We start from the raw sequence: 16,770 nt of genomic DNA, 5'->3' as shown, positions 1-16,770 counted from the left end.
AACAACAATCATAATTTACCTCAGACCAAATAATAATATATTTATTTAATCAATGTTTGAAATTTCAGATTTAAAGGCAAAAAAGCTTGCCGAACTACATGAGATTGCTAGAGTGGCTGGTATTCCAAAATTTAAAACGTTTAAAAAGAACGACCTCATCTATCAAATTCTCGATGTTCAGGCTGCTAGCCCAAGTGCAGTAAGCACTATAGATACTCCAAAAAAGGACACTCCTAATGGTGAAGAAACACCTTCACAGCAAAGGCCTAAAAAAAGAACGCGCACCACAAAAAGATCTACTGGAAAAGTAGAAGAAACCAATGGTGGTTCAAATACAGCATCGAACCCAACCCCTGCATCCTCACGGCCAGTGGAGGAGTCAAAACAAACAGCGCCAAAGCAACCACAGCCAAAACAAAAAAAGGCCGAGAATCCTCCGTTAAATAAAGAAACTGATAAAGACACCAAACCAGAAGCTGCAAAGGGACCTAAAACGGAATCAAAGCAACCCTCCAGTAGTGCAAACAACAATCAGCAAAACAATACCAAGCGGAACGAGGCCCCTAACAATGCTCGGAACTCCAACATTCCTAACAACAATCAATCTAACTCCCACAAGAAAAATAACAACAATACTCCTAAGGACAAAGACAATTTTGACAAAGAAAAGAAAAACAGGTACAGAGAACCTGATTTTGAATTTGACGGTATTGTAGAGAGTGAAGGAGTTTTAGATATCATGCAAGATGGCTATGGTTTTTTAAGAAGTAGTGATTACAACTACCTTTCTTCGCCAGATGATATTTATGTATCACAATCACAAATACGCTTATTTGGTTTAAAAACGGGAGATACCGTGCGCGGGACAGTGCGCCCACCCAAAGAAGGAGAGAAATATTTCCCCCTCATTAAGGTAAACCAAATTAACGGACTAAACCCACAGGTTGTTCGTGACCGTGTATCTTTTGAGCACCTAACCCCGCTATTCCCGGAGGAAAAATTCAGATTAGCTGAAAACCGAAGCACCATATCCACTAGGATTGTGGATCTTTTCTCTCCTATCGGAAAAGGGCAAAGAGGTATGATTGTTTCTCAGCCTAAGACTGGAAAAACCATGCTTTTGAAAGATATCGCCAATGCAATTGCTGCAAACCACCCAGAGGTTTATCAATTGATCCTTTTAATTGATGAGCGTCCTGAGGAGGTGACCGATATGCAACGTAATGTAAAAGGGGAGGTAATCGCCTCTACTTTTGACGAACCTGCAGACCGCCACGTAAAAGTAGCTAATATCGTTTTAGAAAAAGCCAAACGTCTTGTAGAGTGCGGGCACGATGTAGTGATTCTTTTAGACTCTATCACTCGTTTAGCAAGAGCCTACAACACCGTGCAACCAGCTAGCGGTAAAGTATTAAGTGGAGGGGTTGATGCCAACGCTTTACACAAACCAAAACGCTTCTTTGGGGCGGCAAGAAATATAGAAGGTGGTGGTTCTTTAACGATTATTGCTACTGCACTAACCGATACAGGTTCCAAAATGGACGAAGTTATTTTCGAAGAATTTAAAGGAACAGGTAATATGGAGCTACAACTCGACAGACGTATTGCCAACAAACGAATTTTCCCTGCGATTGATTTGATATCTTCATCCACCAGACGAGACGATCTATTACTAGATGAAAATGAGATTCAAAGAATGTGGATTTTACGTAAATACCTATCAGATATGAATCCTGTTGAAGCTATGGAGTTCATGGATCAACGTATCCGTATGACAAAAAACAATGAAGAATTTTTAATGACGATGAATCAATAATTTATCGCAAGTATCCCATAGGGAGCCTGTACACTTGTACAGGCTTTTTTTTTATAATCAAATAAATTGATCTCCAAAAATTTCAGACAACCTTCACCCGCAACAAACTACCCATCGCATTAATACCATACAAGAAGACTCTTATATAAGGACTACAATAGTCCTTACTCCCATTAAATTAGTACATTATAATAAAAATATGCTATAAAATAGTAGATTCATAAAAGCAATGATTAAATTTGACTATCATGAATCTTTACAAATGTATAAAGACCAACTAAGTCCAGGCCTCATACGGCAATTGTTTGTATTGCTATCCATAGTACTCTTAGGCTATCTTATTATAGAGGAATTGGTGCCTTACCTCTCTGGTATACTGGGAGCAGTTACCATGTATGTGATTTTCAAGAAGCTTATGAAGCGTCTTATAAAGCTGGGGTGTAGACGCTGGGTAGCCGCGACGATTATTATTATAATTTCAATAGTGATCATCATTATTCCAGTGACCCTAATTATCTTATTACTTTCCTCTAAGATCCAAAAGGCAGTAGCCAATTCCGAAGAGCTCATTGCTATTATAAAAGCTAAAATTCTGGAGATTGAACAATTTGTCGGCTTCAGTTTATCAACAGAATTAAACTCAAAAGAAATTACAGGCTGGGTATCCACGCAAATTCAAGGTTTGGCTGGAGGAACTTTTGATGCGCTGATCGCTTTAACGATCATGTATTTCATCCTTTATTTTCTACTTATAGATTCAGATAATCTACAGAAAAGAGTGTTAAACTTCCTCCCACTTAGTGATGAAAACATCCGGTTAATTTCAAAGGAGAGTAGTGAGGTTGTAAAATCAAATGCTATCGGAATTCCATTAGTTGCATTTTTACAGGGTATCGTAGCACTTATTGGTTACTATATTTTTGGGGTTCAAGATCCTATCTTTTGGTTTGTTGTGACTGTGATAGGCTCGATGATTCCTTTTGTAGGGACTGCTCTTGGTGTTGTACCAGTGACATTACTGCTTTACGCACAAGGGGATCATTGGCAAGCTATCGGTTTATTAATTTATGGAATAGCCGTAGTAGGATCCACTGATAATGTTTTCCGGATGGTTGTACAGCGAAGACTAGCTAACCTTCATCCGCTTATCACCCTAATAGGGGTGGTAATTGGTGTTCCTTTATTTGGATTTATTGGGTTAGTTTTTGGTCCCTTATTACTGAGTCTCTTCTTACTGCTTGTGAAAATATACAAGAATGAATACGGAAGTAAGGACACCAACTTACCCCATCGTTAAACAGGGTAAGATTAGCATAACCTTATTAGCAATATATCTTTTTAGGCCTATTTCGAAGCTGAATTCACGCGGTGACGCTCTCTTGCAAGGAGGGTGTTTTTAAGTAGCATCGCGATTGTCATGGGCCCAACACCTCCTGGAACTGGAGTGATAAAACTTGCCTTTTTACTTACGTTTTCAAAATCAACATCTCCAGTAATTCGGTAACCCTTTGCAGAATCCTCATCTGGGACTCTAGTGATTCCTACATCAATCACAACCACATCATCCTTCACCATTTCAGCTTTGAGATAATTCGGTTGTCCTAAAGCTGTGATGATAATATCGGCTTGTGAGGTGATTTGCGTAATATTTTTAGTATGACTATGGGTAAGAGTTACCGTTGAATTTCCAGGGAACCCTTTTCTGCCCATCAAAATACTCATAGGGCGTCCCACGATATGCGAGCGTCCTATAACCACGGTGTGCTTCCCTTTGGTCTCTACATTATATCGCTCCAATAATTCTAGGATTCCAAAGGGGGTCGCAGGAATGAAAGTACTCATATCCAAGGCCATTTTCCCAAAATTTGTGGGATGAAAACCATCCACATCTTTATTCGGGTCAATTGCCATTAGCACGCGCTGTTCGTTGATTTGCTCAGGCAATGGTAATTGTACGATAAATCCATCGATATCTTTATTATTGTTCAATTCATCAATCTTGCGCAAAAGCTCCAATTCACTAGTGGTGCTCGGTAGCTTTACAAGAGTAGATTCGAATCCAACGCGCTCACAGGCCTTAACCTTGCTTCCTACGTAGGTCAAACTTGCACCGTCATTACCTACTATTACTGCTGCGAGGTGAGGCACCTTTTCGCCTCTTGCTTTTATCTTTTGAACGACCTCTGCAATCTCGTCCTTAATTTGATTGGATATTTTCTTTCCGTCTAGAAGTTCCATTATACAGGTTTATTATTTTTAAGCTTGGTTTCTTTTTAAAGGTAGTAGTTTATAACAAGACTTACTTAAGTCCTTGCATCATCTGCATCATTTTTCTACCACCGCCTCCTTGCATCATTTTCATCATTTTACTCATTTGAGTAAACTGCTTTAAGAGTTGATTTACCTCTTGAACTGAAGTTCCACTTCCCTTTGCAATACGTTTTTTTCTACTTCCGTTGAGGATGGAGGGAGAAGTACGCTCCTCTGGAGTCATAGAATGAATTATAGCCTCAATACCCTTGAATGCATTATCATCTATATCTATGCCCTTTAAAGCTTTCCCTGCCCCAGGAATCATCCCGAGCAAGTCTTTCATACTACCCATCTTTTTGATTTGCTGTATCTGACTCAAAAAGTCATCAAAACCAAACTGATCCTTGGCAATTTTCTTATGGAGTTTCCTAGCTTCCTCTTCATCGTATTGCTCTTGAGCTCTCTCTACAAGAGACACAACATCCCCCATTCCCAAAATACGATCAGCCATACGAGCAGGATAGAATATATCTACTGCGTCCATTTTCTCCCCAGTACCGATAAATTTGATCGGCTTGTTTACCACAGATTTAATAGACAGCGCCGCCCCACCTCTAGTATCTCCATCGAGTTTGGTAAGAATAACACCATCGAAGTCTAAGACATCATTAAAAGCCTTTGCTGTATTTACAGCATCTTGACCTGTCATAGCGTCCACTACAAATAAAGTTTCATTTGGATTAATAGCATTATGGATGTTAGAAATCTCCTTCATCATAAGCTCATCGACAGCCAAGCGACCAGCGGTATCCACAATAACCACATTATGACCATTGGCCTTTGCATAATCCACCCCTGCCTTTGCAATGGAAACTGGGTCAGAGGTCTCCCTATCAGAATATACCGAAACTCCTATTTGCTCACCAACCACATGCAACTGATCAATCGCCGCAGGACGATAAACATCACAGGCTACCAAAAGAGGATTTTTTGTTTTTTTATTTTTTAGAAAATTAGCTAATTTACCTGAGAAGGTGGTTTTACCAGACCCTTGTAGACCAGCCATTAAAATAACAGCAGGATTTCCAGATAGATCCACTCCAGCAGCCTCCCCTCCCATTAACTCGGTAAGCTCATCTTTTACAAGCTTCACCATCAACTGTCCAGGCTTTAAAGATGTTAATACATCCTGTCCAAGGGCTTTGCTTTTTACTGAATTGGTAAATTCTTTGGCTGTTTTAAAATTCACATCCGCATCCAGCAATGCGCGTCTAACCTCCTTAAGAGTTTCTGCGACGTTAACCTCGGTAATTTGCCCATGCCCTTTAAGGACGTGAAAGGCCTTATCTAATTTTTCACTTAAATTATCAAACATATTGTCTTACTGCTTTTACTCACTATAGAATTGGTAATGCTCTCTAAACAAATTCAATTGCAAATTCACAGAGAAGTGCAAATTTAAGAATTTGAACTCGAAGTTCGAAAGTTATTTTAGACTTCTTAATTAAGGGATTTACAGTAGCTTAAAATTAAAATCAGTTCCCTTAAAATTTGGGGAATTACACGAGCTGCGGTTGAATTTTTTTCCAACTACCCCTTTTGTAATACACATAGGCAATCGTGGCGGCGATGGCATTTGAAATCGGGAATGCCCACCATATTCCCTCATAGCTTAAACTGGTATTATTGGAAAGCATAAACGCAACTGGAAATCGAGCCATCCAAAGTACGATCACAGAAATAAGCATCGAAACTTTTGTAAGACCCGCCCCATTAAATACTCCATTGAGTACTTGTTGAATTCCTAAAAGACCGAATGTAGGAGCCATAATCTTTATGAATTTTGACCCTACTTCAATTACCTCTGGGTCATCAGGAACAAAGAAACGTGTTAGTGGCTCGGCAAGAAAAAATAAAATGATTCCTAAAAAACTAAGTCCAAAAGCAGCGATCAACATCCCTATGTTTCCTACCCGTTCCGCTCGATCCAATCGCCCTGCGCCAATGTTTTGGCCAACAAGGCTCGTGGTCGCGATAGAAAGACCTAAGGCGGGAACGACCACTAAACTCAATATTCTTGCTCCCACTCCATAAGAAGCCACAATTTCACTATCAAAGCTAGTGACTAACATTACCATAGCCGCCATTGCTGCCGCTCTACTAGATTGATCCAAACTCGCTGGAAGTCCTAATGAAAATAAGTTTTTAATCCACTTAAAATCCCAACGCATATAAACAAGGCGAATCTTAATTCCTTTTTTTCCTTTAAACAAAATATATAACCCAATGCCAGCAGAAATAGCTTGGGTAAAAATACTAGCCACGGCTGCCCCAGCAACGCCATACCCAGGAATGACACCATAACCAAAGATAAACAATGGATCTAGAAGTAGATTTAAAATCACGGTTCCAAGAACAATGTACATGGGTATAATTACATTTCCAATTCCTCTCATTAGCGATTGATAGACAAAAAACATAAACATAAAAATATACCCCCAGGAAGACACCTTAAAGTATATCACAGCATCATCAATCAACTCCTCACCTGCACCAATAAGGTTCATCAAAGTCCCTGCAGCATAATAACCAATAAGGGCTAAAATAATGGAAATAAAAAAGACCACCATGACGGTTTGAGAAGAAGCGTAGTTGACCATCCTTTGATCACCTGAGCCTTTGTGTTGCGCCACGATAACCGTTCCCGCAAGAGTAAGACCTCCGCCTAAGGAAACCACTAAAAATAAAATTGGAAAACTCAAACTGACGCTCGCAACCGCATTGGCGCTGAGTCGTCCCAACCAAAAGGTATCGACCAGCTGATACATGGTTTGCAAAATATTGGCAATTATAATAGGAAATGCCAGTTTAAGTATGGTATTTAGGATGTGTTTGTTTTCCGTTGAAAATAGTGTTCTTTGTTGCCTCACTCCACAAAATTAAGAATTATTACGGTAGGCCATACTATAGAACACCTTAGAATTACACTAACTTACTTACCACCATTGGCTCGTAAATCTGCCTCGCAGTAGGGATCGAGCTGTGGTAATAATTGATAAGTATTCGAGGTTGAAAATTCCCATCCAGTTTCAATTTTGTAATTCATTAGACAATCCTCCACAATACAATGATGTCCATTTTCTGGATCAATATGATTTGTTTGCATCGGTGTCCCAAGATCCACTAGTCCGAGTAAATGTGAAAATTCGTGCCTTAAAACAATGCTCTCGAGCCCAGAAGATTTCGAAGGAGCCAAGGAATTGATACTTCGCTTAAATACCACAAAGGAGGTATTTCGATAAGAGACCCCTAGAACAACATCGAAACCGCTGGATTTAGAAGTTTCGATGCCTTTATAAGTACCATCGAGGTAAAATACAAACAAAGCCATACGCCCCTCACTGTTGTACTGTCCACGAAGCTCTTTTTCCAGACTATCGACCTGAGCAATAGTATAATAGTCCATGGCTGGTGATGCAATAGCTCTTTTAGCAATTTCAATACCTGCTGATTTGTGGCAATATTGATTTATAAAATCCACTAAACTACCTAAAGCTTCATCCGAAGGGGGAAATTCTTCCACATATACCACCTCTATAACAAGTTCTTTATATCGGTCTTCACTTAAGAAATCCCTCGCTGAGTCCCCAGTAGACAATCGATTTGAGGCCGAGAAGTTAGCAAGCTGATCAGCGTCATCATTATCGGTGCAAGAAGTTAAGATCAAAAAGAAGAGTAACCCGTAAATTAATTTAGACATATGGGTGTATTTTTTTTGCAATATATCGAATTTTTACAATTACCCCCCCCTTAATAGACATCGTTAGGACCAGAACGCTTCTCATCCTTAAAAACCCCATCCGTTACTTAAGTAAAAGAGGGGCAGTCTGCAACGACTTGCCCCTCCATCACATGAATTTAATGATGAAACTCATAATTTAATTTCCCTTATAGCTACACAAAGTCAACTAATTACTGATACATCCATTAAAAATTTTTGAATTTTTGTTCGACCAGCCCTACATTCTACAAAACAAAAAGGCTGGTTACCTATTTTCATGGTTAATAGATACACAAATATAACTTTATTTTTATTAAATCTAAATAAATTTTATAATTTTGTTTTAAGAGAATCATATTAAAACCAATTGACCATGTGTAAACACCTTAAAATATTAAGCAGATCAAAGAACGGATTGCTCATTTTTTGTCAACATAATCACATGTATCAATTATTGTTTAATAATCTTAACTTTAATTTCACACAAGATGAATTTGAGAGTTTCCAGCGCTATATGTACACCTTAGAAGCCGATTACTGGGAGCAAGAATTTAAACATTCCATTTATGACAAACGCATCCCAATACCGACCATTCAATCCAATCTTTTGATTTTACTCAACAAAGCAGAAGTAATGGAGTTAAAACAGCTTATCGCCATGCAACAGAACAATCAAGAACTCCTTACAGCATCCGAGATAAATTATAAATGGCTGCCAAATTAACTTCACCCCGAAATGCCCTATATTAAAACAAAAGCATATATGTTTTGAGTTAGTTAATTTAATTTTTTCCAAATCAAGAAAAACCCCGAAATCAACAATGGATTCGGGGTTTTTTAAAGGTTGTATATTTAAAATAGAACTACATTCTCTCGGGTACCTGGATACCTAATAATGCAAGTGCATCTTCGATAATTTGTCCTACCTTTTTAGAAAGTTGTACTCTGAAAATCTTCTCCTGCATTTGACCCGCTCCGAGGATCGAAACATTCTGGTAGAATGAATTGAATTCTTTTACCAAATCGAACACATAATTAGCAATCAGTGCTGGGCTGTAATTCGAAGCCGCATTTTGAATCACTTCTGGGAATTGCTGTATCCATTTGATAAGTTCCCGTTCTTTCTCGTGTAGATGATATGAAGCGCTTACATTAGCGTTAAAGTCGAAATCAGCCTTTCTGATAATGGATTGTATACGTGCGTAGGTATACTGAATAAAAGGTCCTGTATTCCCTTGAAAATCGATGGATTCCTTTGGATTGAATAAAATACGCTTTTTAGGGTCTACCTTCAATATATAATACTTTAACGCCCCTAGGCCAATGGTCTTATAGAGCGCTTGTTTTTGCTGATCACTGAACCCTTCTAGTTTCCCCAACTCTGCAGAGATTTCCCCAGCAGTATCGGCCATTTGTTGAATAAGTTCATCGGCATCTACCACCGTTCCTTCACGGCTTTTCATTTTGCCGTCAGGTAAATCAACCATCCCATAACTCAAGTGATAAAGATGTTCTGCCCATGAATACCCTAGCTTTTTTAAGATTAAAAACAGTACCTTAAAATGGTAATCCTGTTCGTTTCCAACGGTATATACCAAGGAACCCACATCTGGAAAATCCTTAATTCTTTGAATGGCAGTCCCAATATCTTGGGTCATATAAACGGCTGTCCCATCGGCGCGAAGTACGATCTTTTCATCCAAGCCCTCTTGAGTAAGATCGATCCAAACCGAGCCATCTTCTTTGGTATAAAAAACCCCTTTTTCTAAACCTTCTGCTACTATATCTTTTCCTAATAAATAGGTGTTACTCTCGTAATAGAGTTGATCAAAGTCTACTCCTAAATTTTTATAGGTCTCATTAAAACCATCGTAAACCCATCCATTCATGGTATTCCAAAGGCGAACCACTTCGGTATCTCCTTCCTCCCATTTGCGAAGCATCTCTTGCGCTTGTTGAATTATAGGAGCTTGCTTTGCGGCCTGTTTCTCATCAGCTCCTTTAGCGATAAGATCATTGATTTGCGCTTTGTAAACACGATCAAATTCAACATAATAATTCCCCACCAATTTATCCCCTTTAAGTCCAGTAGACTCAGGAGTTTCTCCATTCCCATATTTCTGCCAAGCAAGCATAGACTTACAGATATGGATCCCACGATCATTTATAATTTGCGTTTTATAAACTTTCTTTCCAGAGGCTTTTAGGATCTCCGATACGGAATACCCCAACAAATTATTGCGTATATGTCCTAGGTGTAATGGCTTGTTCGTATTAGGAGATGAATATTCAACCATAACGGCATCACTTCCAGGTTCAGGGCTTACATACCCATAATGTGCTTGGGTTCTAATCCCATTAAAAAAGTCTAAGAAATAAGTCTCAGAAATAACCAAGTTTAAAAAACCTTTCACCACGTTAAAACGGATCACCTGATCCATTTTTAGCTCTAAGTAAGCTCCTATTTCTTCGCCTATAAGCTGTGGGTTTCCTTTTATGGTGCGAAGCATTGGGAAAATCACAACTGTTAAATCACCTTCAAATTCTTTTCGAGTAGTTTGAAGTTCAACGCTTTCGAGTTCTTTTTCAAAAATGGTTGCTACGGCTTCCTTAACCTTGGATATAATAAGCTCTTGAATATTCATCAACTTTTAAATTTAGCTGCAAAGATAAGTATTTAGCGCATGTTTTAAAGTCTGAACTAGTGACAAATCACCCTACCGATCAAAGCAAATTTTACATACAACAAATTTTAGGCGCTCCCTTAACGTAAAAATTACCCTCTCAAGGAATTGAAATTTCATCCATTCATCTGAATTTTAAGGCATTGAACTACATTTCAATAGTAGAATTACACCCATGGTTTAATTTTAGCTAAGAATCTTAAAAACATATGCGCCTAATACTATTGTTTATCATTCTCTCACTGCTTGCTTGCTCCTCCACACCCTCTGAATTTTCAGATGAGCGCACAGTATATGTCGCTAAAACTGCTGATGGGTTTTCCCTGATGCGAAACGGGCAACCTTTTAAAATTAAGGGGGCAGCAGGTTCTCCAAACTATATTGAATCCTTAGCTCAGGCGGGGGCAAATACCATCCGGGTCTACGACACTACAGATCTTAAGACGGTATTGGACAAGGCTTTAGCACACAATTTAGCAGTTGCGGTGGATATTCCTATGGCGAATTATCAAAGTACTTATTACGAGTCTCGCACCAATCGGGACACTGCCTATAGCAGGATTGAAAAGCTTATCAGGACCCACAAGGATCATCCAGCACTGTTATTTTGGATGTTGGGCAATGAGCTACAATTTCCTTCTGACTATTTTTTGGACAATAAACAGAGGAGTTTTATTGCATTTTTCAACACTCTTTTAAATCTAATTCAACAGACAGATCCTAACCATCCAGTTTCAACCAGTATTGCTTCTATTGCAAAAAAAAGAATATTTAGCATTCAGAGAAGAAGCCCGAACCTTGATTTCATTTCCATAAACATCTTTGGGCAAATTCATGAGATGGATACACAAATTGCCAAATTAAGTCCCATTTGGGATGGGCCGTTTTTAATTAGTGAATGGGGTGCCGAAGGCCCATGGGTTCCTAGAAAAACTTTATGGGATGCAACCATTGAACTTACCGATGATCAAAAAGCACAAGAAATCGAGAAAGTATACACGCAATACCTTCATGCATTTCCAAATAGAAACCTAGGAGACCTTGTTTTCTATTGGGGAGAAAAGCAAGAAACTACGCATACTTGGTTTAGTTTACTAGATACTATTGGGAGACAAAGCAATATGGCTCACAGCGTGGCTCGGTACTTTAAAGGAGTGGCTTTGGAAATAGACAATCCGCCGCGTATCGATTCGATGCTTTTAAATACTCAAAACAGTTGGGCTGATATAATTATACAACCTAAGAGTACTTGTACGGCTTTCGTAGCATACACGGGCTCAGACAGCCTGGACATACATTGGGAAATCGTAGAAGAAGGATGGAATGTTCAACCAGGTAAAAAAGAGGTCAAACCAACCTCTTACCCGCTATCTAAGGACCTACAAAGCATCACTTTTAAAGCCCCAGAGAACCAGGGTCCATATCGCTTATTTGTTTACTTATATGATTCACATAAAAATTTCACCACTGCTAACATTCCATTCTATGTTTTAAAATGAGAAGACCTATTACCATACAAGCACCTACTAAAAAAGAAAAATTCACCTTGCGGTTTATGATCGTTGTTGGTTGTCTTTCACTGATCTATTTTATGTTTATTTTCTTTTCCATTGATAAAATTGGAAACAAATTTCTTTACCTCCTTCTCTGTATCACCTTAGGGTATAGCCTAATAAGGATACTGTACGAATGGTATCACTACTGGGACATCTCCGTTCCCAAGAACCAGCCAATAGCAAGAGATTTCACGGTGGACATACTGACAACGTATTTCCCTGGAGAGCCTTATGAAATGGTTGAAAACACCTTGCTAGCGATAAAAAACATTACCTATCCCCACACGACCATTTTATGCGATGAGGCCAATGATCCTCATTTGATAACCTTTTGTTTAAAGCACGGTATACGTCATATATCTAGGTCAGATCGAGCTGATGCCAAAGCAGGAAACATCAATAATGCATTGCGAAAAGTTGCCCAAGGTGAAATTTGCGTAATCCTAGATCCTGATCACGTCCCAGCACCAGATTTTCTGGATCACGTCCTGCCCTATTTCGCAGATGATAAAATAGGTTTTGTCCAAATAGTCCAGGCATATAAAAACCTCCATGAATCTTACGTTGCAAAAGGTGCAGCGCAACAAACATTTCAATTCTACGGACCCATTATGATGTGCATGAACAGCTACGGTACGGTCAATGCGATTGGAGCAAATTGTACCTTTAGACGTGCGGCGCTCGATAGCATTAATGGTCATGCTCCTGGTTTAGCAGAGGATATGCATACTGCGATGCAATTACACGCAAAAGGATGGAAGTCGGTTTATGTACCAAAAATACTAGCCAGAGGTCTGGTCCCCTCTTCCTTAACAGCATATTACAAACAACAATTAAAGTGGGCCAGAGGCACTACAGATTTGCTGGCACATGTGTATCCCAAATTATTCAAGCAATTCAATTGGAGGCAGCGCATTCATTACGGTTTGATTCCCCTGCATTATATCATCGGCTTTTTCTACATGATCAATTTTTTAATCCCTATCATTTCATTAAGTCTTTCCATTACTCCCTGGAAGGGTAATATTTTGCAGTTCGGACTGAGTTTGTTTCCCTTGATTGCTACAGTAATAATCATTAGAAACTATGTCCAACGCTGGGTGATGGAAGAAACCGAACGAGGATTTCACGCCGTGGGAGGATTATTGCAAATCAGCACTTGGTGGATATTTTGTTTGGGATGCATTTATACACTTTTCTCCAAAAAGATCCCTTACCTACCTACTCCAAAAACAGGAGAGGACAAAACCAGTTGGAAACTACTTGCACCAAACATCCTAGTAGGGGTCATCTCTTTAGCTGCCATTGTCTATGGGTTACAAAAAAACCTCACACCATTTAGTTTATTTATGGCTGGATTTGCCCTATTAAATGCATTTTTCATGTTTTTTACTATTTATTTAGGCTTCCATAAATCTCGCCAACTCGCAACGATAAAGAATAATTTTTCCAAAAAAGCTTACCAAACCAATCTCAGCGTCAAGGTACAGTTGTGGCGCTTCCGTCACACGGTCTATAGCCTGGTGCGTCGCACTGGTATGCCACTGCTGCTTTTAATTTTGTGCTTTTCACTAATATCTATCAATAAACAACAATACAGAAAATGGGACGGCGTTAACTCAAATGTAAATCCTGCACATCTATCTGAACATTACCTAGGTATTTACAATCCACTCTATAATAATGGTCTAAGCAATATTGAAGAAATAATAAAAGTAGAGCAACAATTAAATATAGCCTTCGATATTAGCGCCCACTACATCCCATGGGGAGACACCTACCAATTCAAAAATCTTCAGAGAGTCCTCGATCAAAAAATCCATACTCCTATGATAAGCTGGGAACCGTGGAGCAGTGACTTTAGTTTTAGTGATAAGAAAAAAACCTATCAAGAAAACAAAAATATTTTTAAGCATATTCTACAGGGCGATTTCGATAATTATATTAAACAGACCGCCTATGCGTTTAAAGCTTATCAAAATACGGTTTACCTTAGGTTTGCTCATGAGTTTGACAACCCATTTTACCCTTGGTCCAACACAGGAAACAACACACCTGAGGAATTTAAAAAGGCCTGGATTTATATATGGAATATATTCAAAGAATTGGGTGTTGATAATATCCAATGGGTCTGGAATCCCTGGAAGCCAGCGTCCATCGCTCTATATTACCCTGGTGACACCTATGTTGATTATGTAGGTCTTACTGCCCTAAATTATGGGAATCAACCCAGTTTTGAGCAGCTGTATGCGCCATTTAAAAGTACCCTTAGCGCTCAAGGAATCCAAAAACCTATCATCCTAGCCGAGTTCGGTAGCTTAGCCACTAATGCAAACCAAACTACCTGGATTAACCAAGGGGTAGAAAGCATCGCGGTCAATTTTCCAGAGATTACTCATCTTGTAATTTTCAACAGTTCGATCGATAGAAACGTACCTGAGCAGCTCAACACCCCCATATTAAACTGGAAAATCACAGATTATGACCACCTGCGAAACACCCTTTGGGAGGCAGAAATTCGCCAGGAAAATTGCAGCGCCATTACTACCGATACCCTAGGGTTATCCAAACACAATACAACCCTTCATGAAGTCACTCAAAACATCAGAGGAATTATATATAACAAAGGTATTAACTGGTATAAAAACTATTACACATTAGATACTTACACCCTTCAGAAAGACTTAAACCAGATACGATCACTTGGATTTACCCATATTAAGTACTTTGGTAGTCCTATATACAATTACAACGTATTTAAAACAGCAAAACAGTACAACCTACAAATCGATTATGGTTTTTGGCTGCCAGAGATAGCGGATTTCACCAATAATTCTATCAATGATTTACAAGAGCAGATATTAGAAAAAGTACGCAAATTAAAAAATGAACAAATTATATCATCCTGGCATTTTTCCAATGACTTACTCAGTCATTATGCAAATACATATAAGTTGGAACATGTTAATTCTAAACAACAACAGTACGCTGAGTGGCTAAAAAGCCTAATGATAAAAATAAAGGCTGAAGATGCCTCACGGCCAATTATAGTCTCATTGGATTTAAATAAGTATATCATTAAAAATACTGCTACGTTACTCTCTAATGCGCCCCCTATTGACGCACTAGCCATAAGTATAAAAAGGGAGAAAGATAGCTGTTATTTAAATCAATTTGTAGCTTATGCTAAAGCGCATAACATTGCTTATCAGCTTGGAGCCGTACCAGCTAAAACGCTCCCCCAAATAGTAGAGCTCTACAAAGACAATAAAAGTCTTTATATCGCCAACTATCAAGACAGACATGAGAGTAATAATATGGACTTAAATGGACTTATTGATTTTAAAGGTGCTATTAAACCAGAGTTTGGCCAAGTTCGATCCTTTTTAAATCACCACAAATACAAATCAAAAGACCTTAAAATCAACATATTAAAACCAGCATCCCGTTTAAAAACAGATTACCCGTACCACTATTCAGCTGTATTTAAAACCTCGGAAACCCCCTGGAGCTACCAGGTTCCAAATCCCGAAAACAGTAAACTCGAATGGTTCTTAGTAAAATGTGATGTATATGGAAACCCTTTAGTAATGAAATCAATTGGTAATAATTCCAAGGTTCACATTACTATACCTGAAGACTTTCTGAATTACAAAATCATTCTGAAATACTACTATAACGGTCATGTTCTAACCGCTGTTGAATCCCTAAACACACAGGCTACATCATCGGATTCCGATAGTAGCGTTTAATCTCATTGGCCAGCCTGACACTGAATTCTTTAGCGTAGGGCGAACTCAGATGAGATCCATCATAGGTTTTATATTCCCTTGCATCGGAAAAGTCGAAGTAGGGCACATCAAAAGAGGCGCTTATAAGGGTCATTTCGGTATTAAATTCTTTCCACCATTGATTTTCCATACCTAATACTAATGGATCTAATGGCATCCGAACTACAAAAACTTGCCCATGTTGTTTCAAATACGAAATAAGTGTTTTAAAACGCTCAATTCGATAGGTAGAGACGACCTCTGGATTTGTCTTCATCATGCGTCTATACCCTCCAATGGTTTGAGAGGTCCAATGAGCCACATCTTCCTTAGAAACTTGATAGCCTTCAGCAGAAAGCCGAAACTCCTCCCATCCTTCATCATGAAATACGGTCGTGATTTGAGCATTATGAGGGATCAGACCTCTATAAAGTGAACCTCCGTAGCCTTTCCTTATATATTCATAGTTGGGATTTTTATTGAGTTGATTAATTTTCCCAACCAGCGATTTTTTATCTAAGTTATCGATCTCTTGAGCTGAGGTTAATTGAATTGGTCTCATAAAAGATCCTGGGCAAACACTCAAAATAAAAATACCTTGTTTGGTCTGCTGAGGTATCTTTTTCTTGATGGCTTCCAAATACACCCCTCCGTAAGGAGATTGTGTCTTTTCAAAAGCAAAATTCAAGAACCCTCCTTGATATGGTATCTCTACAAGAATACTATCAAGTATCTTGGGTGAAATACCGTTATGGGCTCTGGATAAACCAATTATCAAACTAGAGGATTGATGGGTAAATTTAGAATAATTATCATTTACAAACCCACGTGCAAGCACCCCCATAAAAAAGTAATAACAACCGATGAGAAAGAGTGCTAAAATCAATATTTTCCACAATATTCCTTTCAT

The 16,770-nt window shown here is 38.7% G+C and carries 11 protein-coding genes; 5 read left to right on the top strand and 6 right to left on the bottom strand.

The features are described from left to right. The first annotated feature begins 52 nt into the window (after positions 1-52). On the top strand, positions 53-1,816 hold the full coding sequence (gene rho / locus VKY50_RS02580) for a transcription termination factor Rho (protein ID WP_324298542.1): 1,764 nt from the start codon (positions 53-55) through the stop codon (positions 1,814-1,816). Between the two features lie 229 nt (positions 1,817-2,045). Further along, positions 2,046-3,113, top strand: coding sequence for an AI-2E family transporter (locus tag VKY50_RS02575; protein WP_324298540.1), 1,068 nt, complete (start codon positions 2,046-2,048; stop codon positions 3,111-3,113). Positions 3,114-3,160: 47 nt separating this feature from the next. Here VKY50_RS02575 and VKY50_RS02570 read toward each other — a convergent pair whose 3' ends face one another. The 4 genes from VKY50_RS02570 to VKY50_RS02555 form a co-directional block, all read right to left on the bottom strand. Next, complete coding sequence (locus VKY50_RS02570; protein WP_324298538.1) at positions 3,161-4,054, bottom strand: bifunctional 5,10-methylenetetrahydrofolate dehydrogenase/5,10-methenyltetrahydrofolate cyclohydrolase; 894 nt, start codon at positions 4,052-4,054, stop codon at positions 3,161-3,163. A gap of 61 nt (positions 4,055-4,115) precedes the next feature. Beyond that, the gene (gene ffh / locus VKY50_RS02565; protein ID WP_324298536.1) at positions 4,116-5,444 is read right to left on the bottom strand and encodes a signal recognition particle protein; all 1,329 of its coding nucleotides are present in this window, start codon (positions 5,442-5,444) and stop codon (positions 4,116-4,118) included. A 184-nt stretch (positions 5,445-5,628) separates the two neighbouring features. Further along, positions 5,629-6,999 carry an MATE family efflux transporter gene (locus VKY50_RS02560; protein ID WP_324298534.1) on the bottom strand — a complete coding sequence of 457 codons (1,371 nt, stop codon included), beginning with the start codon at positions 6,997-6,999 and terminating at the stop codon, positions 5,629-5,631. A gap of 62 nt (positions 7,000-7,061) precedes the next feature. Further along, positions 7,062-7,829: a membrane metalloprotease gene (locus VKY50_RS02555; RefSeq protein WP_324298532.1), complete on the bottom strand. Its 768-nt coding sequence runs from the start codon at positions 7,827-7,829 to the stop codon at positions 7,062-7,064. A gap of 394 nt (positions 7,830-8,223) precedes the next feature. On the opposite strand from VKY50_RS02555, the gene VKY50_RS02550 reads away from it, so the two are divergent. Next, complete coding sequence (locus VKY50_RS02550) at positions 8,224-8,574, top strand: DUF6686 family protein (protein ID WP_324298530.1); 351 nt, start codon at positions 8,224-8,226, stop codon at positions 8,572-8,574. Between the two features lie 139 nt (positions 8,575-8,713). Here VKY50_RS02550 and argS read toward each other — a convergent pair whose 3' ends face one another. Beyond that, positions 8,714-10,495: an arginine--tRNA ligase gene (gene argS / locus VKY50_RS02545; protein ID WP_324298528.1), complete on the bottom strand. Its 1,782-nt coding sequence runs from the start codon at positions 10,493-10,495 to the stop codon at positions 8,714-8,716. Between the two features lie 248 nt (positions 10,496-10,743). On the opposite strand from argS, the gene VKY50_RS02540 reads away from it, so the two are divergent. Next, on the top strand, positions 10,744-12,033 hold the full coding sequence (locus VKY50_RS02540) for a glycoside hydrolase family 2 TIM barrel-domain containing protein (protein WP_324298526.1): 1,290 nt from the start codon (positions 10,744-10,746) through the stop codon (positions 12,031-12,033). Then, the gene (locus VKY50_RS02535; RefSeq protein ID WP_324298524.1) at positions 12,030-15,842 is read left to right on the top strand and encodes a glycosyltransferase; all 3,813 of its coding nucleotides are present in this window, start codon (positions 12,030-12,032) and stop codon (positions 15,840-15,842) included. The genes VKY50_RS02540 and VKY50_RS02535 overlap by 4 nt, the downstream gene beginning before the upstream one ends. Here VKY50_RS02535 and VKY50_RS02530 read toward each other — a convergent pair. Beyond that, positions 15,811-16,770, bottom strand: coding sequence for a hypothetical protein (locus VKY50_RS02530; RefSeq protein WP_324298522.1), 960 nt, complete (start codon positions 16,768-16,770; stop codon positions 15,811-15,813). The two genes, VKY50_RS02535 and VKY50_RS02530, sit on opposite strands and share 32 nt — an antisense overlap.

It is taken from the genome of Galbibacter sp., assembly GCF_035306585.1.
Taxonomy (GTDB): domain Bacteria; phylum Bacteroidota; class Bacteroidia; order Flavobacteriales; family Flavobacteriaceae; genus Galbibacter.
Note: the sequence above shows the minus strand (reverse complement) of the source record. Positions and strands in the feature narration are given on the sequence as shown.

Bases quoted from the DNA above. Each gene is read 5' to 3' on its own strand.
- ffh (WP_324298536.1), bottom strand. From the start codon at position 5,444: ATGTTTGATAATTTAAGTGAAAAATTAGATAAGGCCTTTCACGTCCTT.
- VKY50_RS02530 (WP_324298522.1), bottom strand. From the start codon at position 16,770: ATGAAAGGAATATTGTGGAAAATATTGATTTTAGCACTCTTTCTCATC.
- VKY50_RS02570 (WP_324298538.1), bottom strand. From the start codon at position 4,054: ATGGAACTTCTAGACGGAAAGAAAATATCCAATCAAATTAAGGACGAG.
- VKY50_RS02540 (WP_324298526.1), top strand. From the start codon at position 10,744: ATGCGCCTAATACTATTGTTTATCATTCTCTCACTGCTTGCTTGCTCC.
- argS (WP_324298528.1), bottom strand. From the start codon at position 10,495: ATGAATATTCAAGAGCTTATTATATCCAAGGTTAAGGAAGCCGTAGCA.
- VKY50_RS02575 (WP_324298540.1), top strand. From the start codon at position 2,046: ATGATTAAATTTGACTATCATGAATCTTTACAAATGTATAAAGACCAA.
- VKY50_RS02550 (WP_324298530.1), top strand. From the start codon at position 8,224: ATGTGTAAACACCTTAAAATATTAAGCAGATCAAAGAACGGATTGCTC.
- VKY50_RS02535 (WP_324298524.1), top strand. From the start codon at position 12,030: ATGAGAAGACCTATTACCATACAAGCACCTACTAAAAAAGAAAAATTC.
- rho (WP_324298542.1), top strand. From the start codon at position 53: ATGTTTGAAATTTCAGATTTAAAGGCAAAAAAGCTTGCCGAACTACAT.
- VKY50_RS02555 (WP_324298532.1), bottom strand. From the start codon at position 7,829: ATGTCTAAATTAATTTACGGGTTACTCTTCTTTTTGATCTTAACTTCT.